At 65.9% G+C, this 23,394-nt stretch carries 23 protein-coding genes and 4 pseudogenes; 20 read left to right on the top strand and 7 right to left on the bottom strand.

The features are described 5' to 3' along the window. Positions 1-160 precede the first annotated feature (160 nt). A complete protein-coding gene (locus ACNANG_RS09045) occupies positions 161-595 on the top strand; it encodes a MaoC family dehydratase (RefSeq protein ID WP_420226916.1) in 435 nt (144 codons plus the stop codon). A gap of 107 nt (positions 596-702) precedes the next feature. Here the strand turns inward: ACNANG_RS09045 and ACNANG_RS09040 are convergent, their stop codons facing one another. Next, positions 703-1,275, bottom strand: coding sequence for a YSC84-related protein (locus ACNANG_RS09040; RefSeq protein ID WP_420226915.1), 573 nt, complete (start codon positions 1,273-1,275; stop codon positions 703-705). A 537-nt stretch (positions 1,276-1,812) separates the two neighbouring features. Between ACNANG_RS09040 and ACNANG_RS09035 the strand changes: the two genes are divergently transcribed. Next, complete coding sequence (locus ACNANG_RS09035; protein ID WP_420226914.1) at positions 1,813-2,436, top strand: hypothetical protein; 624 nt, start codon at positions 1,813-1,815, stop codon at positions 2,434-2,436. A 57-nt stretch (positions 2,437-2,493) separates the two neighbouring features. Here the strand turns inward: ACNANG_RS09035 and ACNANG_RS09030 are convergent, their stop codons facing one another. Then, on the bottom strand, positions 2,494-3,462 hold the full coding sequence (locus tag ACNANG_RS09030) for a LysR family transcriptional regulator (RefSeq protein ID WP_420226913.1): 969 nt from the start codon (positions 3,460-3,462) through the stop codon (positions 2,494-2,496). 183 nt (positions 3,463-3,645) lie between these two features. Between ACNANG_RS09030 and ACNANG_RS09025 the strand changes: the two genes are divergently transcribed. The 9 genes from ACNANG_RS09025 to ACNANG_RS08985 all read left to right on the top strand — a co-directional run bounded on the left by ACNANG_RS09025 (position 3,646) and on the right by ACNANG_RS08985 (position 11,834). Continuing rightward, positions 3,646-4,509: an amidohydrolase family protein gene (locus ACNANG_RS09025; RefSeq protein WP_420227492.1), complete on the top strand. Its 864-nt coding sequence runs from the start codon at positions 3,646-3,648 to the stop codon at positions 4,507-4,509. An 80-nt stretch (positions 4,510-4,589) separates the two neighbouring features. Beyond that, positions 4,590-5,555, top strand: a complete 966-nt coding sequence (locus ACNANG_RS09020) for a Bug family tripartite tricarboxylate transporter substrate binding protein (RefSeq protein ID WP_420226912.1) — start codon at positions 4,590-4,592, stop codon at positions 5,553-5,555. Then, positions 5,556-6,116 (top strand): carboxymuconolactone decarboxylase family protein, encoded by a 561-nt coding sequence (locus ACNANG_RS09015; RefSeq protein WP_420226911.1) that lies wholly within the window; start codon positions 5,556-5,558, stop codon positions 6,114-6,116. Positions 6,117-6,129: 13 nt separating this feature from the next. Beyond that, complete coding sequence (locus ACNANG_RS09010; RefSeq protein WP_420226910.1) at positions 6,130-6,723, top strand: hypothetical protein; 594 nt, start codon at positions 6,130-6,132, stop codon at positions 6,721-6,723. A 359-nt stretch (positions 6,724-7,082) separates the two neighbouring features. Continuing rightward, entirely contained in the window at positions 7,083-8,276 is a 1,194-nt protein-coding gene (locus ACNANG_RS09005) for an FAD-dependent oxidoreductase (protein ID WP_420226909.1), read from the top strand. A 31-nt stretch (positions 8,277-8,307) separates the two neighbouring features. After that, positions 8,308-8,952: an isochorismatase family protein gene (locus ACNANG_RS09000; protein WP_420226908.1), complete on the top strand. Its 645-nt coding sequence runs from the start codon at positions 8,308-8,310 to the stop codon at positions 8,950-8,952. A 25-nt stretch (positions 8,953-8,977) separates the two neighbouring features. Further along, a complete protein-coding gene (locus tag ACNANG_RS08995; protein WP_420226907.1) occupies positions 8,978-9,724 on the top strand; it encodes a maleate cis-trans isomerase family protein in 747 nt (248 codons plus the stop codon). Positions 9,725-9,882: 158 nt separating this feature from the next. Further along, entirely contained in the window at positions 9,883-10,851 is a 969-nt protein-coding gene (locus ACNANG_RS08990; protein WP_420226906.1) for a Bug family tripartite tricarboxylate transporter substrate binding protein, read from the top strand. Between the two features lie 161 nt (positions 10,852-11,012). Continuing rightward, complete coding sequence (locus ACNANG_RS08985; RefSeq protein WP_420226905.1) at positions 11,013-11,834, top strand: GntR family transcriptional regulator; 822 nt, start codon at positions 11,013-11,015, stop codon at positions 11,832-11,834. Between the two features lie 93 nt (positions 11,835-11,927). Here the strand turns inward: ACNANG_RS08985 and ACNANG_RS08980 are convergent, their stop codons facing one another. From ACNANG_RS08980 to ACNANG_RS08965, 4 genes are read right to left on the bottom strand one after another with little or no spacing between them, the layout of a single operon-like run. Next, a complete protein-coding gene (locus ACNANG_RS08980; RefSeq protein WP_420226904.1) occupies positions 11,928-12,767 on the bottom strand; it encodes an SDR family NAD(P)-dependent oxidoreductase in 840 nt (279 codons plus the stop codon). Next, the gene (locus tag ACNANG_RS08975; protein WP_420226903.1) at positions 12,764-13,081 is read right to left on the bottom strand and encodes a hypothetical protein; all 318 of its coding nucleotides are present in this window, start codon (positions 13,079-13,081) and stop codon (positions 12,764-12,766) included. The genes ACNANG_RS08980 and ACNANG_RS08975 overlap by 4 nt, the downstream gene beginning before the upstream one ends. Positions 13,082-13,122: 41 nt before the next feature. Continuing rightward, positions 13,123-13,503 carry a hypothetical protein gene (locus ACNANG_RS08970; RefSeq protein ID WP_420226902.1) on the bottom strand — a complete coding sequence of 127 codons (381 nt, stop codon included), beginning with the start codon at positions 13,501-13,503 and terminating at the stop codon, positions 13,123-13,125. Beyond that, positions 13,500-14,753, bottom strand: coding sequence for a CaiB/BaiF CoA transferase family protein (locus tag ACNANG_RS08965; protein ID WP_420226901.1), 1,254 nt, complete (start codon positions 14,751-14,753; stop codon positions 13,500-13,502). Before ACNANG_RS08965 ends, ACNANG_RS08970 begins: the two co-directional genes overlap by 4 nt. A gap of 140 nt (positions 14,754-14,893) precedes the next feature. Here ACNANG_RS08965 and ACNANG_RS08960 point away from each other — a divergent pair, with 140 nt between their 5' ends. From ACNANG_RS08960 to ACNANG_RS08920, 9 genes and pseudogenes are all read left to right on the top strand, one after another. Beyond that, positions 14,894-15,820, top strand: coding sequence for a hydroxymethylglutaryl-CoA lyase (locus ACNANG_RS08960; protein WP_420226900.1), 927 nt, complete (start codon positions 14,894-14,896; stop codon positions 15,818-15,820). Positions 15,821-15,972: 152 nt separating this feature from the next. Then, on the top strand, positions 15,973-16,968 hold the full coding sequence (locus tag ACNANG_RS08955) for an XdhC family protein (RefSeq protein ID WP_420226899.1): 996 nt from the start codon (positions 15,973-15,975) through the stop codon (positions 16,966-16,968). Positions 16,969-17,004: 36 nt separating this feature from the next. Further along, a pseudogene (locus ACNANG_RS08950) lies at positions 17,005-17,765 on the top strand (sulfurtransferase). 283 nt (positions 17,766-18,048) lie between these two features. Further along, a pseudogene (ribBA, locus tag ACNANG_RS08945) lies at positions 18,049-19,145 on the top strand (bifunctional 3,4-dihydroxy-2-butanone-4-phosphate synthase/GTP cyclohydrolase II). Continuing rightward, positions 19,142-19,660, top strand: coding sequence for a 6,7-dimethyl-8-ribityllumazine synthase (gene ribH / locus ACNANG_RS08940; RefSeq protein WP_420226898.1), 519 nt, complete (start codon positions 19,142-19,144; stop codon positions 19,658-19,660). The pseudogene ribBA and the gene ribH overlap by 4 nt, the downstream one beginning before the upstream one ends. Next, entirely contained in the window at positions 19,657-20,118 is a 462-nt protein-coding gene (gene nusB / locus ACNANG_RS08935) for a transcription antitermination factor NusB (RefSeq protein WP_420226897.1), read from the top strand. The genes ribH and nusB overlap by 4 nt, the downstream gene beginning before the upstream one ends. Before the next feature lie 91 nt (positions 20,119-20,209). Further along, positions 20,210-21,261, top strand: a pseudogene (thiL, locus tag ACNANG_RS08930) (thiamine-phosphate kinase). Between the two features lie 3 nt (positions 21,262-21,264). After that, positions 21,265-21,774, top strand: coding sequence for a phosphatidylglycerophosphatase A (locus ACNANG_RS08925; protein WP_420226896.1), 510 nt, complete (start codon positions 21,265-21,267; stop codon positions 21,772-21,774). A 19-nt stretch (positions 21,775-21,793) separates the two neighbouring features. Further along, positions 21,794-22,293: pseudogene (locus tag ACNANG_RS08920) on the top strand (CinA family protein). A 134-nt stretch (positions 22,294-22,427) separates the two neighbouring features. Here ACNANG_RS08920 and ACNANG_RS08915 read toward each other — a convergent pair. Continuing rightward, positions 22,428-23,351 carry a LysR family transcriptional regulator gene (locus tag ACNANG_RS08915; RefSeq protein WP_420226895.1) on the bottom strand — a complete coding sequence of 308 codons (924 nt, stop codon included), beginning with the start codon at positions 23,349-23,351 and terminating at the stop codon, positions 22,428-22,430. Between the last annotated feature and the right edge of the window lie 43 nt (positions 23,352-23,394).

Here is a 23,394-nt window from a genome sequence, read left to right as displayed (position 1 = left end):
GCGCTGCCGATGGATAGTTCAGCGGCCAGTTCAACGGCCCAACCCCTGCCACGTCCACGCCGGCCGGACGCTCCGGTGCGATCCAGGGCACGAACGCCGTTGCCAGTCAAAGTACGGGCACTGGCATCGGCCAGGGTGCCACCCCTTCAGGAGCCGCGCCATGAAGTTCGCCGAATTCCACGTGGGCCAGATCATCGAGGCCGGCCCGTATGTGCTGGCCGAAGACGAGATGCTGCAATTCGCCGATCGCTACGATCCGCAGTGGTTCCACACCGACCCCGATGCGGCGCGGGGCGGCCCGTTCGGCGGCCTGATCGCCAGTGGCTGGCAGACCTGTGGCATTGCCATGCGGCTGATTGCCGACCAGGCGCTGGCGGGGTCGGAATCGTTTGCGTCTCCGGGGATCGAGTACATCAAGTGGCCCCATCCGGTGCGCGCCAAGGACCATCTGCGGGTCAGGGCCGAAGTGGTGGAAGTACGCCGCGCGCGTACCAGACCCATGGGTATCCTGCGGTGGCGCTGGCAGCTGTTCAACCAGGATGATGTCGAAGTCCTGGACCTGCAGGCGACGAGTCTGTTTGCGTTGAAGGACTAAAGAACAAAAACGGCAAAAAAGCGCCGGGTTCGTCTCCCAGCGCCGCGGTACATAAAAAAACGGCGCCAGGAAAATTCCAGGCGCCGTCTTGCCGCGCGCGATCCGGTTTACAGATCGAGGCGGGTGATCTTCGTGCCTTCCACCGTCAGGTTCGCCATCAGGCCGGCGTTGGTGACGACAAAGCCGATGACCGGCTGACGGATCGTGTTGGTATCGATCTCGCCGTTGGCGCCGACCTTGGCCACGGCCACCGACGCGTCCACGCCTGCCGTCCAACCCTTGCTGGCCACGAACTTGTCGAGCGAATCCTGCGTCATGAAGAGCAGGATCACGGCCTTCGACTGCGCGCCGATCTGCAAGCCGAACGAGCCCGAGATGGTGCGGTAGTAGCCTTCGGTGCGGTTGCCCACCTTCAGTGCGCCATCGCCATATTCGCCGCCTACGCCCAGGCCCGCGGCCAGCACGTTCGGGAACACCAGCACGCCACGGGCACGGCTGACCAGCTCGCGCGAACTGGGCGCCGACGCATACAGCTTGTTCAGCGCTGCGTCATAGCTGTTGTTGATCTCGGTGCGCTTGGCTGCCTTATCCACCGGGGTCTGCGGGGTCGTCGTGCACGCGCCCAGCATCAGCGCTGCGGCGCCCATCACGAGGCCTGCCATCATTTTTCTGCGTTGCATGTTCTCACTCCCTGAAGTCGCTGCGACTTCGTGACTGCCTGGTCACCGCGGATAGGGACCGCGGTACTGCCCTTAGATATCGCGCGCGCCACACGGCACGACGCAGGAAGGATCATCCTGCAAACGGCACCGTCTGCGCATCGAAATGGCAATCGGAAACAGTTCTGACACCCGGGAAACGCCGTGTACCAGCGGCTGGGTCCTCTAAATACTCACCAAATGTGGTTTATGATGGCCTGCTGGCAACCGCCCGATATCCCATTTCTGGATATCAGAAATACGCCAAGTCGCATTGTCATTCGCGGCGGTATGCCGGAGCATAGCGAGGTATTCATCCTGGCTCGGTCATCGCAGATGCGCCCGCGCATCGACGTCCCGTCCGACGAGTCCACATTCCCCTGGTTATGAACCGCGCGAAGTTGGCGCTGCCCTGTCGCATGCCGGCGGGCTGCCGCGCCGATGTCGTGGCGCCGCATCGCGGCGGGCGGGGTGACGCCTGCCGCCTCGTATTGGCCAATTGAGGTACTACTGAAGACTATGTCCGACATCTCCGTCTTACTGCTGAAAGCTGCGGACACGCATGTCGATGAAACATGGGTACGTTCGCTGGTGCAACGGCTTGCGCCGGCCTATCCCCAGGTGCTGCATGTGGCGGCCTATAACGGCCTTGAAACGCGTGAAGCGTATATCTATCTGACGGTCGAGCCGGTTCTGGGTGGCGCGATGTGCATGAGCCGGGCGCGCGCGCATCTGGCCGACGTGAATCCATCGCTCAAGCTGGTCGACCTGAATCTGCTGCTGTCGTTGCCGGGCGCATCGGCCGGCCGGCCCGCGCCGTACCGCTACACGGTGGAAACCGATGTGGTGCCGGTGGCTGAAAAAGAGTTGAACGAGTGGTACGACAGCGAGCATCTGCCGGGTCTGGCCGCCGTGCCGGGCAATGTCCTTGCCCGCCGTTTCCGCAGCAGCAGCGGCTCGCCCCGCTATCACGCGTGCTACGACCTGGAAAGCTCGCACACGGCCGGCAGTCCGGCCTGGCTGGCGGTGCGCAATACGCCGTGGAGCGGGGTGGTGCGACCCATGTTCACGAACACCAAACGCACGCTGTTCCAGCGGGTGTGTTCGTATGACTATCACCGGGTGCTGGCCGAAGTCCGCTGAGGTTAAAGAAGGCGCCGTGCCGCGCCAAAGGCAGGCCAGGCCAGGCGCCGTGCCGACTCAGGGCAACGCGACACCCTGGTCGAGATGGGCCGCCTCGGTCGCGGCCACCTGTCCCGCCCGCGCTGTCTTCACGAACAGGGACGGAAAGTCCGTGGCCCGGATCAGTTCCGCCGTCGCCACGGCCAGCCGCGTCATGGGCCGGCTGCGGGGCACCGCCAGCACCAGGTTGTTGCGGATCGCCGGCGAGCTGATTCTTGCCGTGGCGAAGGCCTCGGGATTGGCTTCCAGCACCACGGCCGATTCTGGCAGGATCGCGTAGGCATGACCTTGCGCGGCCAGCTCGGTGATCGTATGCACCGCATCCACTTCCGCCACAACGTTCAGCCGTACGTTCTGTGATCCGCACACCCGTTCGGTCAGGGTGCGGATGGCATTGGGCTGGCTGGGCAGGATCAGCGGGTAGTTGGCCAGTTCCGCCACGGTGACCGACGCGGGCAGCGCCGGCGTTTGCGTACGCGCGCAGACCAGCACCAATTCTTCCCGAAACAGCGTTTCGTATCCCAGCAGAGGGGAGGGCGGCGGGTCGTACAGCAGGGCGATGTCGACCCGTCCGGTGATCAGCCATTCGCGGGTCTGGGCGCTCAGGCCTTCCGCCACGCTGATCGCGCCTTGCGGAAACCGCTTGCGGAAGGCCAGCACCATGGGCGGCGTCAGTACGTGGGCCACGCGCGGCGGCAGGCCCAGCGTGACCTTGCCCGAGGGCGCGTCCTGCATGCTTTGCATGTCTTCGCGCGCCCGGTCCACCAGTTGCAGCAGCGCCTTGGCGTACCCCACGAAGCGCTCGCCGGCTTCGGTAGGCTCCACGCCGCGGCCGTTGCGGTACAGCAGGTGCTGGCGCAGGTCCAGTTCCAGCAGCCGGACCTGGCGGCTAAGGGCGGACTGCGAAATGTTCAGGTATTCGGCCGCGCGCGAAAAGCTGCGCAGTTCGGCCACCCGCAGAAAATATTCGATCTGCTTCAGATCCACCGGGGTCTCCTCCTGGGCAACCGTTTGTGCCAGCGCGGCGGATCCGCGATGGCAGACGGCTTGAATCCGGATGATGCCGCCAGGATATCTCATTTTGAGATATCAGAAATTTTCGATATCGGTTTGTTCCGCGGTGCAGGATCCGGGACCATGAGCGTCTTTCCCGTCACTGGACCGATCGCCATGCCTGATTGCGCGCCACCGCTGTCGCACCCTTCCGCTCCGCGCCATGCGCTGCCACCGCTTGCCTGCGACAGCCACTGCCACGTGTTTGGGCCGGGCGACCGCTTCCCCTATGCCGAAGGCCGGTCCTACACGCCGCCCGACGCGCCCTATGAAAAGCTGGCCGCGTTGCATGCCCATGTGGGCGCCAGCCGGGCCGTGATCGTGCAGGCGAACTGCCATGGCACCGACCATTCCGCGCTGCTGGACACCCTGGCGCGCAGCGAGGGCCGGTATCGCGGCGTGTGCCTGCTGGGCGCCGAGGCAACGGATGCCCAGGTGCGCGCGCTGCACGACGGTGGCATGCGCGGCGTGCGTTTCAACTTCGTCCCGCACCTGGGCGGCGCGCCGTCGCCCGAGGTATTCGACCGTATCGTCGATCTGGTGGCGCCGTATGGCTGGCACATCGCGCTGCACATCGATGGCAAGGATCTGACCCAGCACCTGGATCGTTTCGTCCGGTTGCCCATGCCCTTCGTGATCGATCACATGGCCCGCATCCGCGCCGACCGGGGGCTGGACGATCCGGCCTTCGTCAATCTGCTGCGTCTGAAGGACGTGCCGACCGCCTGGGTGAAAGTGTCGGGCATCGACCGCATTTCCAGCGGCAAGCGGCCTTTCGATGACGGCCTGCCCTACGTTCGCGCGCTGATCGGCGCCATGCCCGACCGCCTGGTGTGGGGCACCGACTGGCCGCATCCCAACGTGGCGGGCGACATGCCCGATGACGGCGAACTGGTGAACAGCTTCTTTGAAGCCTGCCCCGACGCCGCCACCCGCCAAAAAATCCTGGTGGACAATCCGGCCCGCCTGTTCAAGTTCTGATTGCCGCCCGCGCGGCCCGCCGCCGCGCGGATGGATCCCCCTGATTCCTGCTTTCCCGATAAAACCAACGGAGACTTTCCATGACTTCCTTCTTGCGCACCAGCCTGCTGGCGATCGCCGCCAGCTTGAGCCTGATTGGCGGCGCCCAGGCCCAGAACAACGTCACCCGCATGGTCGTGGCCTTCCCGCCGGGCGGTCCGGTCGATCTGGTCGGCCGCATTCTTGCGCAGCAATTGTCCGAAGAACTGGGCGAGCGCGTGATCGTTGAAAACCGCGCCGGCGCGAACGGCAATATCGGCGCCGACACGGTGGCGCGCGGTCCGGCCGATGGCACCGTCATGCTGCTGACCAGCGTGGGCGCCGTGGCCGTCAGCCCGGCTCTGTATGAAACGCTGCCCTATGATCCGGCCAAGGACTTCGCGCCCGTGTCGCTGGTCGTGAACAATGCGGAATTGTTCGTGGTGAACCCGTCCAATCCGGCCACCGACGCCAAGGACTTCGTGGCGCGTTCCAAGACCGCCAAGCAGGCCGTGGCCATCGGATCGTCGGGCGTGGGCAGCATTCCGCATCTGACGATGGAACTGTTCGCGGCGGCCAGCGGCGCCAACGTACTGCACGTGCCGTACAAGGGCGCGGCGCCGGTGATCAATGATGTGATGGGCAACCAGGTGGCCGGCTTCTTCGGCGACGTGCCGGGCGTGATCAATTTCGTGAAGGGCGGCAAGCTCAAGGCCATCGGCATTGCGTCGCCCAAGCGCCACCCGCTGCTGCCCGACGTCAAGACGCTGGGCGAACTGGGCATCAAAGACGTTGAATCCAACAACTGGTATGGCATTGTCGTGCCGGCCAAGACACCCAAGGCCACCATCGACAAGTTGAATGCCGCCGTGCGTAAATCGCTGGGCAACGACGCCGTGCGCAGCAAGCTGATCGCGCTGGGCACCGAACCCGCGCCATCGACGCCCGACGAATTGGGCAAGTTGATGGCATCGGACACGGCCAAGTGGGGCGGCCTGATCAAGGCCAAGAACATCAAGGCGGAATGAATGACGACATCAACGACTTCAAATGGGGCGAACGGCCCGCGCGTGGCGCTGGTCGAGCCCGGCACGCGGCCGGAACTGGCCGACATGGAAGCCCGCATCCAGGGCGCGCGCGGCCGCATCTCGCCGCTGTATCAGGTGCTGCTCAACAGCCCGGCCGTGGTCGAGGGCTGGGAAGCCATGCTGACCGCCATCCGCAACAAGACGGGCATCTCGGCCCGGCATCGTGAACTGGTGATCCTTCGGGTGGCCATGCTCAATCGCGCGGCGTATGAGTTCGATGCCCATGTGCCGCATGCGCTCAAGGGCGGCGTGTCGCAGGCGGCCATCGACGCGCTGCGCGACGACGCCGACGGCGCCATCCGCGGCGTCGAGCTGGACGACCTGGACCGCCAGGTGCTGGCCCTGACCGACACCATGACGCGCGAGATCGAGGTGCCCGATGCGCAGTTCAACGCGCTCGAAGCCCACTTCGGTCCGCAGGGCATGGTGGAACTGACCGCCACCGTGGCGGCCTACAACATGGTGTCGCGTTTCCTGGTCGCGATGCATATCGGTCATTGAGACGGAGACGCGCATGACATCCATCGACGTCCTGCTGCTCAAGCTGCCCGCGCGGCGGATCGCTGCCGACGGCGTGCGCGAACTGGCTGCATCGTTGCGCGACGTGGCGCCCCCGCTGCGGCACATCGCCGCGCACGCGTCGATCGAATCGGTCGAATCGTACGTGTACCTGGTGCTGCGCGAACCCGGTGTGCCGCACCTGGGGCCGCTGCAGGATGCGCTGGCCCGTCTTGAACCCGGCGCCCAACTGGTACCGCTCCAATTGATGATGTCGGTCGACGGCGCATCGGCAGGCAAGCCGGCGCCTTTCCACTACGTGGTCGAAACCGATGTGGCGCAGGGTGGCGAAGAGGACCTGAATGCCTGGTACGACCAGGAACATTTGCCGGGTCTTGCCTCGGTGCCCGGGACGGTGCTCGCGCAGCGCCTGTCGGACCCCACCGGGTCGCCCCGATACCACGCCCTGTACGAACTCGAAACGCAGGAAACCTTCGGGTCGCCTGCGTGGCTGAAGGTGCGTGCATCGCCCTGGAGCGACCGCGTGCGGCCCATGTTCCGCAATCCCAAGCGGACCATGTTCACGCATGTGCTGACGGTGGAGATGTAGACGACGCGCGCCCGTCGCAATCCCCTGCATCGGACCCTTCGGGGTCCATTTTTTTGCCCGCTGCATGACGTTGCATACCGGTGCGCGCGCCGTGCCGCCATGCACCACTTTGCGCCCTCCTGGCGCCGTCATTCCCGTCTTTCCCTTGGCCTGCCGTCATGCGCGGATCGCCGCCTGGCGATCCGTTGTGGTGCGCTCGCTGATGGCGTTCCAGGCACCCGCATGAGCGCCCTGAAAAACCTCCATGGAACACCGCATATTTATATTGTCCGGACAAAGATTTGGACTTAGGATGTGAGCCATGTCGGCAGCGTGACGTGCCGTGGCGCTGCCCCGGATGACTTCAGGAGAACGGCTGTATGGCGCGTGATCGCGTACTTATCGTTGGCGCGGGTCCGGTCGGACTGGTGGCCGCCACCTATCTGGCAAGTGAAGGCATTCCCGTGACCGTATTCGAGCTGAGCCGCGAGCTGCCCGAAGACCTGCGGGCCTCGACCTTCCATCCGCCGACGCTCGACATGCTCGACCGTTTTGGCGTGGCCGACGCCTGCATTGCGCAGGGCCTGATCTGTCCCGAGTGGCAATTCCGGGACCGGCAGGAAGGCCCCATCGTGACCTTCAACCTGGCCGTGCTGGCGAACGACACGCGGCACCCCTATCGCCTGCAATGCGAACAATGGAAACTGACGCGCCTGCTGCGCGCCAAGCTGGAAACGGCCGGCACCGAGTTCATCTACGGCGCCAGCGCCACCACGGTCGAACAGGACGGCGATGGCGTGACGCTGACCGTCACGATGCCCGACGGCGTGCAGGAAACCCATCGTGGCCGCTACCTGATCGGTGCCGACGGCGCGCGCAGCACGGTGCGCAAATCCTTGGGCGTCGCCTTTGACGGCATGACGATTCCCGAGATCTATCTGTCGATGTCGACCCCGCATTCGTTCAGCGACGACATTGGCGGACTCAGCAACATCGCCTACATCTCGGACCCCGACGAATGGGCCGTGCTGCTGCGTACACCCACCTTGTGGCGCGTGCTGTTGCCGACCGATCCCCGCCAGCCCGAAGAGGTCATCAAACAGGCCGATGCGATCGAAGCGCGCCTGCAGAAGCTGAACCCGATAGACGGCACTTACGACATCGCGCATTGCACGGCGTACCGCGTGCATGAGCGCGTGGCCGAGCACTACGTGCAGGGCCGGGTGTTCCTGGCGGGCGATGCCGCGCACCTGAACAATCCGCTGGGCGGCATGGGCATGAACGGGGGCATTCACGATGCGATGAACCTGGCGGAAAAGCTGTCGGACGTGTGGAAGGGTGCGCCGCTGGACACCATGGAACGTTATGAGCGGCAGCGCCGCAAGGTCGCGGTCGAGACCGTGCAGACGCAGGCCTTGAAGAATCGCAAGGTACTGAACGAACGTGATCCGGCGGCGCGGCGCGCGCATCACGACAGCCTGCGCGCCACCGTGCAGGACCCGGCGAAGCATCGCGCCTACTTGTTGCAATCGTCCATGATCCAGTCGCTGCGCGACCTGGATACCGTGGCGTGATCGCGCACCGAAAGGCCTAGGGAATGAAGCCATGAACCAGGCAACACCGCACCCGTCCGGCGCGCCGGACGACGAACTGGACATCTATCGCCGTCAGGGCATGGGGCACAGCGTGGGCTTTGGCAAGACGCCCGCCCTCGTGATCGTGGACTTCGTGGTGGCGTTTGCCGACCCTGTCCACTTTGGCGGCGGCAACATTGCCGCCGCCATCACGCAGACCGTAAAGCTGCTGGCCCATGCCCGCGCGCGGATGTGGCCGATTGCGCATACCCGCGTCGTGTATGCCGACGATGCGTCCGATGCCAATGCCTTCACGAGCAAGGTGCCCGGCCTGCTCAAACTGACCGAGCAGTCGCCGCTGAGCCAGATCGTGCCGGAACTGGCCCCGATGCCGGGCGAGCTGATCGTGCGCAAGCGCCAGGCCTCGGCCTTTTTTGGCACTGAGCTAGCCGGGTGGCTGCACTGGCGCGGCGCCGACACCCTGGTGGTGGCCGGCTGCACGACGTCGGGCTGCGTGCGCGCCACCGTCATCGACAGCGTGGCCCACAACTTCCGCACCATTCTGCCTGTGGACGCCACGGGCGACCGGGCGATCGGCCCGCACGACGCCAACCTGTTCGACATGGGGCAGAAGTATGCCGACCTGTCGTCGGTTGACGCACTGATCCATCGTTGAAGTTTCAGATCGCCAAGGAACCCTTATGACTGACAGTCTTGGATACCGCCGCAAGTTCGGCGTCATTGCCCCGTCCACCAATACTTCGGTACAGCCCGAATTCGACTCGATGCGCCCCGTGGGGGTGACCAATCACTTTTCGCGCATCGTGATTCCCGACAACCCGGTGCGGAACGATGACGATTTCAACAAGCTGATGAATGACATCCGCAAGACGTTGATGGACTCGGTGGATGCGGTCATGACCTGCAGCCCCGACTACATCGTGATGGGCATGTCGGCCGAAACCTTCTGGGACGGCCTGGACGGCTCGGTGGAATTGCAGCAGCGCGTGGAAGCGCGCGCCGGCGTCAAGGTGGCGATGGGATCCGATGCGTGCCGCGCCGCGCTGAAGGCCTATGGCGGCATCAAGCGCATTTCCGTCATCACGCCCTACATGCCGGTGGGTGACCAGCAGGTGCGCAAGTTCTTTGCGGACTGCGGCTTCGAAGTCGTCAACCTGAAAGGCCTGAAGTGCCCCGGGCCGATGCTGATCGCGCACGTGAGCGAAGCCGAACTGCGCGACGCGATCATCGAAGTGGATGACCCGTCGGTGGATGCGATCGTGCAGGTCGGCACCAACCTGGCCATGGCGCGCGTGGCCGGCATTGCCGAGTTCTGGCTGGGCAAGCCCGTGATCGCGATCAACACCGCGACCTACTGGTGGGCGCTGCGCCAGAACGGCATCGACGACAAGATCCAGGGCTTCGGCAAGCTGCTGTCGCACTACTGATCCAGGGATTTCTTCCGCACACCTCAGCCGGCATCAAGACCGCGACTCGATTACCCCGCAGGAGACAGGCAGGCGCACCGCGCCCGCCGGACGGCTTTTGGCATCGACCTGTTTTTGGCTTCGACCCTTTTTCCTGACCCTTCTGACCGAGAACCGAGATGATCCGACTTGCGCTGACTTCCCTTTGCCTGACCGCCGCCAGCCTGGCCGCCTCTTCCGTGCTGGCCCAGTCCTACCCGTCGAAACCGGTGCACGTGATCGTGCCCTCGGCGCCCGGGGGCACGGCCGACTTCCTGGGCCGCATCCTGTCGACCAAGATGTCCGAGGCGATGGGCGTGCCTTTCGTGGTGGAGAACCGCGCCGGGGCTGGCACCAATATCGGCAACGACTACGTGGCCAAGGCCCCGCCCGACGGCTATACGCTGCTGGTCAACGGCATTACGCTCGCCACGAACAAGGCGCTGTTCAGCAAGCTGCCCTATGACCCCATCAAGGACTTCGCGCCTATCATCTCGGTCGGCGGCATGTCCAACGTGATCGCGGTCACGCCCGACTCGCCCGCGAAAGACCTGAAGCAATTCATTGCCCTGGCCAAGGCCAAGCCGGGCACCTTCAATTACGGGTCGCCGGCCAACGGCAGTTCGGGCCATCTGTCGGGTGTGCTGCTGGCGTCCGCCACCGGCGTGGACATCGTGCACCTGGCCTATCGCGGCAATGCGCAGGCCACGACCGACCTGCTGGGCGGCAGCCTGCAGTTCGGCATCGTCAACACCCCCGTTGCCGTGCCTTTCGTGAACAGCGGCAAGCTGCGCCCGCTGGCGGTCACCTCCGCCAAGCGATCGCCGCTGATGCCGGAGGTGCCCACGGTGTCGGAAGTGCTGGGTGTGCCGTACGAACTGACCGGGTGGTTCGGTCTGCTGGCGCCCGCCGGCACGCCACCCGACATCATCGAAAAGCTGCAGTCGGTGGCAGCCAGGATCCTGGCGACACCGGCCATGCAGACGGCGATCACGAATGGCGGCGCCGACGCCACGGGCGGCACGACCGCCGAGTTCGTGGCCTTCATCGACAAGGAGTCGGTGCGCCTGACCAAGGCCCTGCAGGACGCCGGCGTCAAGCCGGAATAAGCTTCGGCGCCCGGGATCCGCCGGGGGAAGTGGTATCTTCCCGGGCTAGTCGAATAATGCATGGTTGAGGATGACAGCGGTATGCCGGCAAAAAACACGTCCGTCCGGAGACAGGACGGACCGGGTCCGGGCGCGCGGCCCCGGATTCGCTTTCCCCATCTGTGAAGGCAGGCCGCGCGGCGGGCCGCACCCCGGAATCCCGCGCCCAAGCTCGTTCCGCGGTCCGCAGCGCTGGACGCAGCGCCGCCATCCCGGCGCCTGCCGACGACAGCCCCCGCTATCGCCAGATCCTGAAGACCCTGACCGAACGGGTCGCGCAAGGGGTCTATCCGGTCGGCAGCCATGTGCCGACCGAAAGCGAGCTGTGCGACGAATTCGACGTCAGCCGCTACACCGTGCGCGCGGCGCTGAGCCATCTCGTTGAACACGGCATGGTGACGCGCCGCAAGGGCATTGGGACAGTGGTGATCGCGGCGCATTCGCAACGGGCGTATCAGCAGTCGATCAGTTCGCTGGCCGACCTGTTTCAGTTCGCGCTGGATACGTATGTGCTGATCCGGTCCAGCACGATGGTCGAGCTGACCGAAGACATCGCGCGCACCCTGGGCGCCGCGCCGGGCGAACGCTGGCTTCAGGTGGACAGCGTGCGCTGGACCGCGCCGGGCGGCACGCCGATCTGCTGCACCAGTTCCTTCATTCCGGAACGCCTGGCCTGGGTCGGGCCGGAACTGCCTGATTGCGTAGGGCCGTTCTACGCCCACATCGAAGAGCGCAGCAAGGAGCCCCTGACGCACGCGACGCAGGAGATCCGCGGCGAACGGATGCCCGCGCATCTGCGGGACGTGTTCGGGGCGGACGACGACGCGATTGCGCTGTGCCTGATCCGGCAATACTTTTCGGCCGAAGGTGTGCAGATCGCGTCCTTCAACTGGCATCCGGCCGACAGCTTCAGCTACAGGATGCAGATCGAACGCAAGCGCTAGGACGCCGGTCGACATGACATGACCTGACATGACAACGCCGTCGAATGACGGCGTTGTGCGTTGCGTGCGTTGCGCCGGGCTTGCGGACGCCGCCTACATGATTGCGGGCTTTTCCACGGCAACTGATCGGGCGCCGGCCGCGGCGTCATCCGCTGGCAGCGACTCGTCCCACAACCTGGCCGTATACCGTTCACCGTTGTGCCCGTTGGAGGCATCCGAACACAGCCACAGAATGCCGCGCCGCATGATGGACGGCGACAGCAGCTTGCCGTCGGCGCCTTTCTTGTCGGGACCCGTGGGCAGCAGATCGGTATCGGCCGCGCCGCCCGGCAGGTACACATTGACGGTCACGCCGGTGCCGGCCAGGTCCTGCGCCCACACCCGCGATGCGGCTTCCAGCGCAGCCTTGGACGGGCCATACGGCGCGTAGCCCTTGCGCACCATGGTGACATCGCTGGTCGATACGTTGATGATCTTGCCAAAGCCCTGCGCCACCAGGTGCGGCGTCATAGCATGCGCCATGTTGAACGGACCGTTGACGTTGGTATCGATGATCTGGCGCCACGCCACCGGGTCCGCTTCCCAAAAGCGGGTGGGTTGCGTATTGAAGGTCTCGCTGATCAGGCGCATGCCGCGGCCTGCATTGTTGACCAGCACATGCACCGCGCCAAACGCGTCGATGATCTGGTCGATGGCCCGGCGGCAGTCGCCCGGATCGGTCACGTCGGCCACGACGGCAACGATGCGGTCCTCACCCGCCAGTGCGCGGCCTTCGGCCAGCGTCTCGTCCATGGCGGGCGTGATGTCCGATCCGGTAATGGCCACCCGTGCGCCAGCGGCCAGCAACGCCAGCGCCATTTCCTTGCCCAGCCCGCGCGTGCCGCCCGTTACGACGACAACACGATCCTTCAACGACAGATCCGATTCGTTCATGCTTGATTCCCAGGGTTGAACAACTGGCCGCCCGATGCGGGCACCGGGGCATCCTGAAAGCGGACGCCGCCGGCGCGCAGGGCAGCCCACAGCGTGGCGGTATTGGAGGAGAGCACCGGGATGCCGAGTTCCTGTTCCAGCGTTTCGATCAGATCGAGCGTCGGGAAATCGGTGCACGACACCAGCAGTGCGTCAGCGCCATCTTGATGGACCGACCTGACGTGCGCCTGAATCGTTGCCGGATCCACCTTGGCGATCCGCACGTATTCATGCGGGCCGTTGGCGCCGATGCCCAGGCCTTTGCAGGCCAGCACATCGAATCCGGCGTGTTCCAGGAAGTGGGTCTCGTGCGCGTTCAGGGCATCGTGATAGGGGTGGCCACGGCCACACGTTTGACCTTCAGGAAACGCAGCGCATCCACGATCGCCGCGGCGGTGGTGACGGCGGGGACACCCGACGCCTTCGCCATCCAGTCGGGCAGGTCATGGTGCGGCAACGTCATGGACCCCGCCGTGCAGGCATACACCATGACGTCGGCGCCCTCGTTGCGCAGCTGCGTCATGGCGCTGGCCAGGTCGTCGTGCAGGGCCTGCCGGCCGGCTGGCGTGTCGGTGTCCGCATGCAGCCCCATGCGCGTGAATTGCATGGACACGCCGGCGGGCAGCAGCGTGCCCCATTCCAGTTGGTTGACGGTATTGGTGGGCGGTGCAATCACGCCTAAGCTCAGTGCGGTCATGCGGGGACCTCGGCAGCGTTCTTGTCCAGGGTGCCGATAATGCCTTTTTCCATGAGCGCGCTCAATGTTGAACGCTCCATCTTCAGTATGCCTTCGAAGACTTCCCGGTTGTGCTGGCCCAGCTCCGGTCCGCACGACACGATGCTGCCTGGCGTGTCGGACAGGCGCGGCGCCACGTTCTGCATCTTGAGCGACCCGAAGGCCGGATGCAGCACCTCTGCAATCGCATGGCGCGCCTTGAAGTGGGCATCGGCCAGCATGTCGGGCGCGCGGTAGATGTCGCCATAGGGCACGCCGTGCTGCTCCATCAACGCGGCCAGTGCGTCGGCGCTCAGGGTGCGCGTCCACGCGGCAATGATCTCGTCCAGTTCGGTCTGGTGCTGGCCACGCGCGGTATGCGTGATGTAACGCGGGTCGGCCAGCAGATCGGCGCGGTCCATGGCGGTGGCCAGGCGCTTGAACACCGTGTCCTGGTTGGCCGCGATCAAGGTAAAGCGCCCGTCACGGGTCGGGTACACGTTGGACGGCGCAATGTTCGGCAGGATCGCGCCAGTTCGCTCGCGCACGTAGCCGGTCTGGTCGTACTCGGTCACCAGCGATTCCATCACGGCCAGCACGGCTTCATAGATGGCACTGTCAACGACCTGGCCACGGCCCGTCTTCTGGACATGATGCAGCGCCGTCAATGCGCCAAGGCAGGCAAAGGTGGCGGCCAGGGTGTCGCCGATCGAGATGCCCATGCGGCTGGGCGGTGCGGAGGGGTCTCCGACCACATAGCGCAGGCCGCCCATGGCTTCACCGATCGCCCCGTAGCCGGCGCGGGATGCGTACGGCCCGGTCTGCCCATAGCCCGACACCCGCACCATAATCAGCCGCGGATTCAATTCGCGCAGCGTGGCGTAATCCAGCCCCCAGCGTTCCATGGTGCCGGGGCGGAAGTTTTCGAGCAGGATGTCGGCGTTCCTGACCAGGTCGCGGATCAGCGCCTGGCCTTCGGGTTCGCGCGCGTTGATCTCGACCGACTTCTTGTTGCGCGCCACCACGGGCCACCACAGCGATTTGCCATGCGGCTTTTCACGGCCCCATTCGCGCATCGGGTCGCCCAGTCCGGGCTGCTCGACCTTGATGACTTCGGCGCCAAAGTCGGCAAACAGCTGGCCGCAGAACGGACCGGCCAGCAGCTGGCCCATTTCGATGACCCGCAGGTCGGTCAGGGGGCCCGACCGGGTGGCGTCGCGCGCTTCGTTCATGGCAATCCTTATGGTCTGGTGCCCGGGTATCGCGGGGTGCGCGGACTCGTGGCGGGTGGTCTTGACGGAGGTCGGATGCTTTGTCCGGACAAATACTATACTATCCGTTGACCGCTGGGAATGCATGCTTGGAGGCAGCCATGACACCACAAGGAAATCACGCGGCGCGACGCGTCGAATTGATCGAGGTATCGCCTCGGGACGGCATCCAGAATGAAAAGATCGTGCTGTCGACCTACGACAAACTGGAGCTGCTGCGGCGTATCCACGCAGCGGGCTTGCGCCGTACCGAGGCCACCAGTTTCGTCAGCCCCAAACGCGTGCCGCAAATGGCCGATGCCGAAGCGGTCATGGCGGGCGCGCGGGCCGAGCCGGCGCATGCGGCGCTGATCGGACTGCTGCTGAATCAGGCGGGGTTCGATCGGGCGCGCGCGGCGCAGTGCGATGAAATCAACGTAGTCGTGGTCGCCAGCGACACCTTTTCGCGCAGGAACCAGGGCGCCGGTATGGCCGACATGGTGGCCGCCGCGTCCGCCATCCTGGCGCAGTCGCGCGAGGCGGGCATGACGGCATCGGTCACGATTGCCGCCGCGTTTGGCTGCCCCTTTGAAGGCGAAGTGCCCGCGGCCAAGGTGCTGGGCCTGGTCGAATCGCTGCTGCCCGCCCGGCCGGACGAAATCGCGTTTGCCGACACCATCGGCTGCGGCGTGCCGACCCAGGTGCGCGAACTGCTGGCCGGGGCGAAGGCGCTGGATGCCGGCATGCGCCTGCGCTGCCACTTCCACAACACTCGCAGCACCGCGCTGGCCAACGTGCTGGCGGCGGTCGAAGCCGGAGTGCATGCGCTCGACAGCAGCATCGGCGGGTTTGGCGGCTGCCCGTTCGCGCCGGCCGCCACGGGCAACGTCGCGACCGAAGACGTGGTGTATCTGCTCGAGCGCATGGGCATCGATACCGGTGTCGATCTGCAGAGGCTGATCGATACGGCCGGCTGGCTGGGCGACCGCTTGGGCCATCCGCCAATGAGCGGACTGGCCAGGGCAGGGCGGTTCCCGGCCGCGGCGTAGACGGCGCTGGGGCGCGGCGCCGTCGTGCGGACTTGGCCGCTGTCCTGCGCATGGCGAACTCCTCCTGCGGCTGCCCTACGTATTTCCCCCGCCCGCATTATCATGGTGCCCATCGCGCGGTTCCGCCGCGCTCCAGCACATGAGGATGGACTATGGACAACGTCGACCTTGACGTCTTGCGGCGCGTCGCGGCCTGGCAGCGGGAAGGCCACCGGGTGGTCATGGGAACGGTCACCCGCACCTGGGGCTCGGCGCCCCGGCCGATCGGGTCGGTCGTGGCCGTGCGTGACGACGGATCGATCGCCGGATCGGTGTCGGGCGGCTGTATCGAAGATGACCTCATCATCAAAGCGCGCCAGGGCGAACTGCCGACCCAGTCGCCAGCCCTGACCCGATATGGCGTGTCGGCCGAAGAAGCCAACCGTTTCGGCCTGCCCTGTGGCGGCACGCTGGAACTGGTGCTGGAGCCCGTCACGCCCGCCACGCGGCTGGACGAATTGCTGGCCGACCTGGATGCTGGCAAGCGGGTGCGCCGCGAACTGGATATTGCGTCCGGCCAGGTGACACACGCGCCGGCCAAGGGGGAAGACGCTTTCGAGATCACCGACAGCTGCCTGATTTCCACGCATGGCCCGAGCTGGCGCCTGCTGGTGATCGGCGCCGGGCAGATGACCCAATACCTGGCGCAGATGGCTCGCGCGCTGGACTACGACGTCGTCATCTGCGATCCGCGCGAAGAATATGCGGACCACTGGAGCGTTCCCGGTACAACCCTGGTGCGCACCATGCCCGACGACACCGTGATCGACATGCGGCCGGATCGCCATATGGCGGTCGTCGCGCTGACGCACGATCCCAAGCTGGATGACCTGGCGCTGATGGAAGCCCTGAAGTCCGACGCCTTCTACGTGGGCGCCATCGGATCGCGCAAGAACCAGGCACGCCGCCGCGAACGGCTGCTGGAATTCGACGTGAGCCCGGAACAGATCGACCGCCTGCACGGGCCGGTGGGCCTGCGCATCGGCGCACGCACGCCGCCCGAAATCGCGGTGGCGATCATTGCGCACATGACGGCCGAGCGGTATGGCTACCACCATGTGCAGTTCGAGGGAGAAGGCGAGGAAGAGCGCGACAGCGCTTCCGCGTAAAATGGCGGGCTGATCGTTTCGTCCTGGAAGTCCGCTGTGCCCGCCATCGTCAACATCGCCGCCTACAAATTCGTGCCGCTCGACCGCCTGCCCGAACGCCAGCAGGCGGTGCGCGACCAGGCGGCTGCCGCGGGGCTGAAGGGCACGGTGCTGCTGGCCGAAGAGGGCATCAACCTCTTTCTGGCCGGTGACCGCGCCGCTATCGACGGCTGGCTGGACTGGCTGCGCAACGGGCCGTGGTTCCAGGGCCTGCTGGATGACCTCGAAGTCAAATTCAGCACGTCGGACGGCGTGCCGTTTCGCAAGCTGCTGGTCAAGATCAAGCGCGAAATCATCCGCATGGACCATCCCACGATCCGACCCGCCGCGGGCCGCGCCCCGCGGTCGATGCGCACACCGCCGCGCGCTGGCTGCGGCAGGGCAAGGACGACGAAGGGCGGGATGTCGTCATGCTCGACACCCGCAATGCCTTCGAAGTGGACAAAGGCACATTCGAAGGCGCCATCGACTGGCGCATCGGCAAATTCACCGAATTTCCGGCGGCCGTGCAGGCGCATCGGGCCGAGCTGGAAGGCAAGACGGTGGTCAGCTTCTGCACCGGCGGGATCCGCTGCGAAAAGGCGGCGATCTACATGGCCGACGCCGGCATCGACCACGTGTACCAGCTGGAAGGCGGGATCCTGAAGTATTTCGAGGAAACCGGGGGCACGGGATTCAACGGGTCGTGCTTCGTGTTCGACGAACGCGAGACCCTGGATGCCGGACTGCAACCCCGCGTGAACGCGCCCGCTGCCTGACGCCAAAACGCCACCTGGGCACGGTTGTCCCACCCGCGCTGAAGATTTTCGCGTTCAGGCGGTAAAATGCGCGGTTTCCTTCCTTAGCCGACCCGTGTCGTATCCCGAGATGCGGCGCCGCGCCGAGCCAACCCCCGCCGGACCCCCGCCAATGTCTGCATTTGATCAAGTTGCCGCCGCCGTTCCCGCCGCCGTGCCGACGGACGCCGCGCCGGCCGTCTCCCCCGAGGCATCGGCCATCGCCTCGGTATCGGACATCATTGCCGAGCTGCGCGCGGGCCGCATGGTGATCCTGGTCGACGAAGAAGACCGCGAAAACGAAGGCGACCTGGTCATGGCCGCCGAACACGTCACCGCCGAAGCCATCAATTTCATGGCCCGCTACGGCCGTGGCCTGATCTGCCTGACCCTGACCGAACAACGCTGCCGCCAGCTGGGCCTGCCGCTGATGGTCAGCGCCAACGGCACCAAACACGGCACCAACTTCACGGTGTCGATCGAGGCCGCCACCGGCGTCACCACCGGCATATCGGCCGCTGACCGCGCGCGCACGGTGCAGGTGGCCGTGGCGCGCGACACCAAGCCGACCGACCTGGTCCAGCCCGGTCACATCTTCCCGCTCAAGGCGGCCAATGGCGGCGTGCTGATGCGTGCCGGCCATACCGAAGCCGGGTGCGACCTGACCGCGCTGGCCGGCCTGACGCCTGCCTCGGTGATCTGTGAAGTGCTGAACGAAGACGGCACCATGGCGCGCCTGCCCGACCTGATCCAGTTTTCAAAGCAGCACGGACTGAAGATCGGCACGATCGCCGACCTGATCCAGTACCGCAGCGAACACGAATCCATGGTGCAGCGCGTGGCCGAACGCGTGGTCCGGACGGTGCATGGCGACTTCCGTTGCGTGCTGTATCGCGACACGCCCAGCGGGGCGCCCCACCTGGCCCTGGTCCACGGCACCATCCAGCCCGATCGCGAAACGCTGGTGCGGGTGCACGAACCCACGTCGGTGCTGGACCTGCTGGAAGTCGACAAGAGCACGCACAGCTGGAGCGTGCCGGCCGCGCTGGAAGCGATCGCGGCGGCCGAATCCGGCGTCGTGATCCTGCTCAACTGCGATGGCGCCGCCGGTGACCTGTTCAAGGAATTCCAGCAGCTGACCGACATGGACAGCAGCGGCAGACGCACCGGCATGGCGCCCGTGCGCGTCGATCTGCGCACCTACGGCATTGGCGCCCAGATCCTGAAAGATCTCGACGTCTGCCAGATGAAGTTGCTTGCGCAGCCGCGCAAGATGCCCAGCATGGCGGGCTTTTCCTTACCGTGACCGGCTATGAAGCCGGCCATGACTCTCACTCCGCACAGGACGGTGCCGCATCATGAATCCCTATACCCTCACTCCCGATCTGAACGGCGAAGGGCTGCACATCTGCGTGGTCCGTGCGCGCTTCAACGAAAACATCGGCGAAATCGAACTTGACGCCTGCCTGGCCGAACTCGGCAAGCTGGGCGTCGACGAACAGGACATCATGGTCGTGTCCGTGCCCGGCGCGCTGGAACTCGGCGTGACCCTGGCGCAACTGGCCAACACTGGCGAATTCGACGCCCTGATCGCGCTGGGCGCGGTGGTGCGCGGCGAAACCTATCACTTCGAAGTCGTCAGCAATGAAAGCGCCGCCGCCATCACGCGCGTGTCGCTCGAAACCGGCATTGCCATCGCCAACGGCGTGCTGACCGTCGACACCGAAGCGCAGGCGCTGGAACGTGCCGAGGTCAAGGGCCGTGACTGCGCCCAGGCCGCCGTCGAAATGGCGAACCTGCTGGCCGGCCTGGAGCCCGAAGAAGACGACGAGGACGAAGATCCCCGTTTCGACGACGAGGACGACCAGGATGAATGACAGCACCCAACGGCAGAACGCGCGCAGCGCGCCGCCGCGCGCGCGAGTTTGCCCTGCAAGGCATGTACGAATGGCTGGTAAAAGGGGGCAACCCTGACGAAGCCGGCGAGATCGACGCCCACATGCGCGACGCTGAAGGTTTCGACGAAGCCGACCTGGCGCACTACCGCGCGCTGCTGCACGGCGCGGTGCGCGACGCCGCCGTGCTGCGCGAAAAGTTCGCGCCTTTCCTGGACCGCCCGGTGCATGAGCTGTCACCGGTCGAACACGGCATTCTGCTGATCGGCGCGTACGAGCTGTCCACCCACGTCGAGATCCCGTACAAGGTCGTCATCAACGAGGCCGTGGAACTGGCCAAGTCGTTTGGCGGCACCGACGGGTTCAAGTTCGTGAATGGCGTGCTGGACAAGCTGGCGGCCGAAGTGCGGCCCAACGAAGTGCAGTCCCTGCGTCGTTGATGGCGGCATTGGCGTCGGGGCCTGCGGACGCATCGTGCAGGGCGGTGGCGTGCGTCTCGACTGCCTGCATCGTGATCGCCGGCGCCTGATCATGGCCGACGGCGAATTCGACCTGATCCGCCGGCATTTCAGCCGGCCCGCGCCGTCTGGCGTGCTGGGCGTGGGCGACGACTGCGCGCTGCTGCCCATGCGGCCGGGCGCCATGGCCATCAGCACCGACCTGCTGGTCGAAGGCCGGCATTTCTTTTCCGACGTGGACCCGGTTGCGCTGGGGCACAAGTCCCTGGCGGTCAACCTGTCGGATCTCGCCGCCATGGGCGCCGAGCCGGCCGGCTTTGTGCTGGGCCTGGCGCTGCCCCGGATCGACCACGACTTCCTGGCGGGGTTTGCCAAGGGCCTGTACGCCCTGGCCGACCGCCATGCCTGTCCGCTGATCGGTGGCGACACCACGCGCGGTCAGGACGGCCTCGTCATCTCCATCACCATTTTCGGCACGGTGGCGCCGGCGCAGGCGTTGCGCCGCGATGGGGCCCGGCCCGATGACGATATCTGGGTGTCGGGCTGCCTGGGCGATGCGGATATTGCATTGCGGTTGTTGCTGGGGGATGCGAGCGCCCGGACAGGTCCGTCCGCGCAGGGGGGATCCCACAACGCAGGGGATTGACCCCGTCCCGCACAACGCTTCCGCCTTCTTGCCTCACGTCGACCGCGCCGCCTTGCTCGCTGCCACCCGCCGTGCGCTGGAATGGCCCGAACCCCGCGTGGCGCTGGGGCAGGCCCTGCGCGGCGTGGCCTGCGCCGCCCTGGACATCTCCGACGGGCTGCTGCAGGACCTGGGCCATGTCCTGACCGCCAGCGGCGTGGGGGCCCGTGTCGAGGCCGACGCGGTGCCCGTGTCGCCCGCGGTCGCGGCCTTGCCGGCCCCCTGCGGCGTCTGGCGGCACTGTCCGGGGGCGATGTCTACGAACTCTGCTTTACCGCCGCCCCGGGCCACCGTGCCCAAGTCCTTGCCGCCGCGGCAACCGCGGGGGTTCCCGTCACCCGCATCGGCCAGATCACCGCCGCGCCCGGCCTGCGTCTGGTTGACGCGTCGGGCGCCCCCTCGATCCGCCGCCGCATGGCGGCTACGACCATTTCGCATGAGCCATGGCTGAATCGTCCACCAAGAACCTGCTCGTCCAGCCCACGTTCGGGTGGATGCGCCTCAAGCTGAGCCGCCTGATTGCCTTTGGCTTTGGCAGCGGCCTGATCAAGCCCGCCCCCGGCACCTGGGGCACCTTGCTCGCCTGGCTGCTGTGGCAGCCCGTGTCCATGATCACGTCCCCCGGGGCGATGGCCCTTTTCTTGCTGCTGGCCTTTGGCATCGGCGTATGGGCCTGTGACCGGGTCGGCCGCGAACTGGGCGTGGGCGACTACAGCGGGCTGGTCTGGGATGAAGTCGTCGCGTTCTGGGTCGTGCTGTGGCTGATTCCGGATACGGCGGTGGCCCAGGCCTTCGGCTTTCTGCTGTTCCGCCTGTTCGATATCCTCAAGCCGCCGCCGATCGCCTACTTCGACAAGCGGTTCAAGAGCGGCCTGGGGGTGATGTGGGACGATCTGGTGGCCGCGTTCTACGCGGTGCTGGTGTTTGCGCTGGTGTCGCGGCTGTTTGGTTGACCTTTTCACGGAGACCCGAATGTTCGATCCCAAGACCTTGATACTGGCCGAACAGGTCGTCCACCGTTTGACCGTGGGCGGGCGTGTGCTGGCCACGGCGGAATCCTGCACGGGTGGCCTGGTGGCCGGCGCCATCACCGCCATTGCGGGGTCCAGCGCCTGCTTCGACCGCGGGTATGTCACGTACAGCAATGACGCGAAGTCGCAAGAGATCGGCGTGCGCGAAGACACACTGGCCGCCCACGGTGCCGTCAGCGAGGCGACCGCGCTCGAGATGGCGATCGGCGCCCTGGAAGGCAGTCAGGCCAACGTGGCCGTGTCGACCACGGGCATTGCCGGGCCGGGGGCGCAACGGTTGGCAAGCCGGTCGGCATGGTGTGTTTTGCGTGGGCCTGGGACAGCCCCGAAGGCCGCTGCACGCGTGTGTTGACCGACGTCTTTCCCGGCGACCGCACCGATGTGCGTGTCGCGGCGGTACAGGTCGCATTACGGGGATTGCTGGATATGCCGGCGGTATGAACGGGCGGGGGTGACCTGCCGCAAGCCCGCCCCTCAGGGCCGCGTGGTGGTTCCTGCGGTACGGTATGCCGTCGGGTTCGCCTGCCAGTGCCGGACACCTAGCGCCACGCCAGCCTGCATCGGGTAGTTCAGTCCTATTCCTGTCCCTTGGCCACCATCGTCCACACCGCTTCGGCCGCATCGGACATCACCACCGGCTGGCGGTACAGCCGGATCTCCATCGGCAAGCGCCAGTTCTCGCCACCCGTCACCACCAGGCGGCCGCTGGCCAGTTCATCGGCAATCAGCCGCTTGGGCAGCCACGCCAGACCCCGTCCTTCCAGCGCCAGGCTTTTCAGCACCAATGCATGGTGGCCGGTGAACACCGTATGAAAAGGCGCGTCCTTGGCGGACACGGCACGCAGGCGGCCCCGCATAATGCGGCCCACGCCCGATGCATCGCTGTAGGCCAGCAAGGGCAATGACGTGCCCGCATCCAGCCGGAAACGGGGCGCACCCTGCGCATCGACCGCCGACACCGGCGCCAGCAAATCGTCATCCAGCTTGACCCACGCCACGCCCGCCTCATCCAGCCGGTTCGGCACGGCGTCGTGCGCGTAGCACATCAGGAATTGCGCGCGCCGCTGCAGCATCAGTTCTTCGCAGCCCAGGGTGCTGTCCGACATCATCTCGATCGGTCCCAGCGCTCCCTGCGCTTCGATGCGTCCCAGCCATTGCGGAAAGTAGCCCAGCGACAGCGCATGCGTCGCGGCAAAGCGCAGGCTGGCCACGCTCTGGTCATGCGCCATGCGCGCCTTGATGCGGGCGGCGATCAGGCGCGCCAGCACGTCTTCGGTCAGCGGAAGAAACCGTTTGCCCGCGGCGGTCAGCGTGGCCGGATGCGCGCCGCGATCCACCAGGTCCGCGCCTACCCACTCTTCCAGCGCGCGGATGTGGCGGCTGAAGGCGGGCTGCGCAATGGTGCGCGCTTCGGCCGCGCGCGAAAAACTGCCGGTTTCGGCCAGGGTGACGAAGTCTTCGAGCCACTCGATGTCGAGGGGCCGGTTGCCGGGTCCCATGCTGCCGATGCTCCGTGGATAGATGTATGCGATTCGAGTATTG

Origin of the sequence: Pigmentiphaga litoralis (assembly GCF_048632615.1) — a bacterium.
GTDB classification, from domain to species: domain Bacteria; phylum Pseudomonadota; class Gammaproteobacteria; order Burkholderiales; family Burkholderiaceae_B; genus Pigmentiphaga; species Pigmentiphaga litoralis_B.
This window is presented reverse-complemented; position numbering and strand designations above follow the sequence as displayed.

What these genes read in the sequence shown, in the direction of transcription:
- ACNANG_RS09045 (WP_420226916.1), top strand. Translation starts at nt 161, where the DNA reads ATGAAGTTCGCCGAATTCCACGTGGGCCAGATCATCGAGGCCGGCCCG.
- ACNANG_RS09040 (WP_420226915.1), bottom strand. Translation starts at nt 1,275, where the DNA reads ATGCAACGCAGAAAAATGATGGCAGGCCTCGTGATGGGCGCCGCAGCG.
- ACNANG_RS09035 (WP_420226914.1), top strand. Translation starts at nt 1,813, where the DNA reads ATGTCCGACATCTCCGTCTTACTGCTGAAAGCTGCGGACACGCATGTC.
- ACNANG_RS09025 (WP_420227492.1), top strand. Translation starts at nt 3,646, where the DNA reads ATGCCTGATTGCGCGCCACCGCTGTCGCACCCTTCCGCTCCGCGCCAT.
- ACNANG_RS09020 (WP_420226912.1), top strand. Translation starts at nt 4,590, where the DNA reads ATGACTTCCTTCTTGCGCACCAGCCTGCTGGCGATCGCCGCCAGCTTG.
- ACNANG_RS09015 (WP_420226911.1), top strand. Translation starts at nt 5,556, where the DNA reads ATGACGACATCAACGACTTCAAATGGGGCGAACGGCCCGCGCGTGGCG.
- ACNANG_RS09010 (WP_420226910.1), top strand. Translation starts at nt 6,130, where the DNA reads ATGACATCCATCGACGTCCTGCTGCTCAAGCTGCCCGCGCGGCGGATC.
- ACNANG_RS09005 (WP_420226909.1), top strand. Translation starts at nt 7,083, where the DNA reads ATGGCGCGTGATCGCGTACTTATCGTTGGCGCGGGTCCGGTCGGACTG.
- ACNANG_RS09000 (WP_420226908.1), top strand. Translation starts at nt 8,308, where the DNA reads ATGAACCAGGCAACACCGCACCCGTCCGGCGCGCCGGACGACGAACTG.
- ACNANG_RS08995 (WP_420226907.1), top strand. Translation starts at nt 8,978, where the DNA reads ATGACTGACAGTCTTGGATACCGCCGCAAGTTCGGCGTCATTGCCCCG.
- ACNANG_RS08990 (WP_420226906.1), top strand. Translation starts at nt 9,883, where the DNA reads ATGATCCGACTTGCGCTGACTTCCCTTTGCCTGACCGCCGCCAGCCTG.
- ACNANG_RS08980 (WP_420226904.1), bottom strand. Translation starts at nt 12,767, where the DNA reads ATGAACGAATCGGATCTGTCGTTGAAGGATCGTGTTGTCGTCGTAACG.
- ACNANG_RS08970 (WP_420226902.1), bottom strand. Translation starts at nt 13,503, where the DNA reads ATGACCGCACTGAGCTTAGGCGTGATTGCACCGCCCACCAATACCGTC.
- ACNANG_RS08965 (WP_420226901.1), bottom strand. Translation starts at nt 14,753, where the DNA reads ATGAACGAAGCGCGCGACGCCACCCGGTCGGGCCCCCTGACCGACCTG.
- ACNANG_RS08960 (WP_420226900.1), top strand. Translation starts at nt 14,894, where the DNA reads ATGACACCACAAGGAAATCACGCGGCGCGACGCGTCGAATTGATCGAG.
- ACNANG_RS08955 (WP_420226899.1), top strand. Translation starts at nt 15,973, where the DNA reads ATGGACAACGTCGACCTTGACGTCTTGCGGCGCGTCGCGGCCTGGCAG.
- ribH (WP_420226898.1), top strand. Translation starts at nt 19,142, where the DNA reads ATGAATCCCTATACCCTCACTCCCGATCTGAACGGCGAAGGGCTGCAC.
- nusB (WP_420226897.1), top strand. Translation starts at nt 19,657, where the DNA reads ATGACAGCACCCAACGGCAGAACGCGCGCAGCGCGCCGCCGCGCGCGC.
- ACNANG_RS08925 (WP_420226896.1), top strand. Translation starts at nt 21,265, where the DNA reads ATGGCTGAATCGTCCACCAAGAACCTGCTCGTCCAGCCCACGTTCGGG.
- ACNANG_RS08915 (WP_420226895.1), bottom strand. Translation starts at nt 23,351, where the DNA reads ATGGGACCCGGCAACCGGCCCCTCGACATCGAGTGGCTCGAAGACTTC.